Genomic DNA, 1,630 nt, shown 5'->3' on the forward strand with positions numbered 1-1,630 from the left:
AAATGAATACCAAGTCTCTGAGTGAACATACGTAATTCATTACGAAGTTTAATTCACGAGCATCAAACTTAAATTGAAGAGTTTGATCATGGCTCAGATTGAACGCTGGCGGCAGGCCTAACACATGCAAGTCGAACGGTAGCACAGAGAGCTTGCTCTCGGGTGACGAGTGGCGGACGGGTGAGTAATGTCTGGGAAACTGCCTGATGGAGGGGGATAACTACTGGAAACGGTAGCTAATACCGCATAACGTCGCAAGACCAAAGAGGGGGACCTTCGGGCCTCTTGCCATCAGATGTGCCCAGATGGGATTAGCTAGTAGGTGGGGTAACGGCTCACCTAGGCGACGATCCCTAGCTGGTCTGAGAGGATGACCAGCCACACTGGAACTGAGACACGGTCCAGACTCCTACGGGAGGCAGCAGTGGGGAATATTGCACAATGGGCGCAAGCCTGATGCAGCCATGCCGCGTGTATGAAGAAGGCCTTCGGGTTGTAAAGTACTTTCAGCGGGGAGGAAGGCGGTGAGGTTAATAACCTCATCGATTGACGTTACCCGCAGAAGAAGCACCGGCTAACTCCGTGCCAGCAGCCGCGGTAATACGGAGGGTGCAAGCGTTAATCGGAATTACTGGGCGTAAAGCGCACGCAGGCGGTCTGTCAAGTCGGATGTGAAATCCCCGGGCTCAACCTGGGAACTGCATTCGAAACTGGCAGGCTAGAGTCTTGTAGAGGGGGGTAGAATTCCAGGTGTAGCGGTGAAATGCGTAGAGATCTGGAGGAATACCGGTGGCGAAGGCGGCCCCCTGGACAAAGACTGACGCTCAGGTGCGAAAGCGTGGGGAGCAAACAGGATTAGATACCCTGGTAGTCCACGCCGTAAACGATGTCGACTTGGAGGTTGTGCCCTTGAGGCGTGGCTTCCGGAGCTAACGCGTTAAGTCGACCGCCTGGGGAGTACGGCCGCAAGGTTAAAACTCAAATGAATTGACGGGGGCCCGCACAAGCGGTGGAGCATGTGGTTTAATTCGATGCAACGCGAAGAACCTTACCTACTCTTGACATCCAGAGAACTTTCCAGAGATGGATTGGTGCCTTCGGGAACTCTGAGACAGGTGCTGCATGGCTGTCGTCAGCTCGTGTTGTGAAATGTTGGGTTAAGTCCCGCAACGAGCGCAACCCTTATCCTTTGTTGCCAGCGGTTCGGCCGGGAACTCAAAGGAGACTGCCAGTGATAAACTGGAGGAAGGTGGGGATGACGTCAAGTCATCATGGCCCTTACGAGTAGGGCTACACACGTGCTACAATGGCGCATACAAAGAGAAGCGACCTCGCGAGAGCAAGCGGACCTCATAAAGTGCGTCGTAGTCCGGATTGGAGTCTGCAACTCGACTCCATGAAGTCGGAATCGCTAGTAATCGTGGATCAGAATGCCACGGTGAATACGTTCCCGGGCCTTGTACACACCGCCCGTCACACCATGGGAGTGGGTTGCAAAAGAAGTAGGTAGCTTAACCTTCGGGAGGGCGCTTACCACTTTGTGATTCATGACTGGGGTGAAGTCGTAACAAGGTAACCGTAGGGGAACCTGCGGTTGGATCACCTCCTTACCTTAAAGAACCTGCCTTTG

1 rRNA gene is annotated in these 1,630 nt (G+C 53.7%); it reads left to right on the forward strand.

The window, feature by feature from the left end:
- Nucleotides 1–70 precede the first annotated feature (70 nt).
- Nucleotides 71–1,610: ribosomal RNA gene (locus IM265_RS12265) — 16S ribosomal RNA — on the forward strand.
- Nucleotides 1,611–1,630: the final 20 nt, after the last annotated feature.

It is taken from the genome of Enterobacter cloacae complex sp. P17RS (genome assembly GCF_014895885.1).
Classification (GTDB): domain Bacteria; phylum Pseudomonadota; class Gammaproteobacteria; order Enterobacterales; family Enterobacteriaceae; genus Enterobacter; species Enterobacter bugandensis.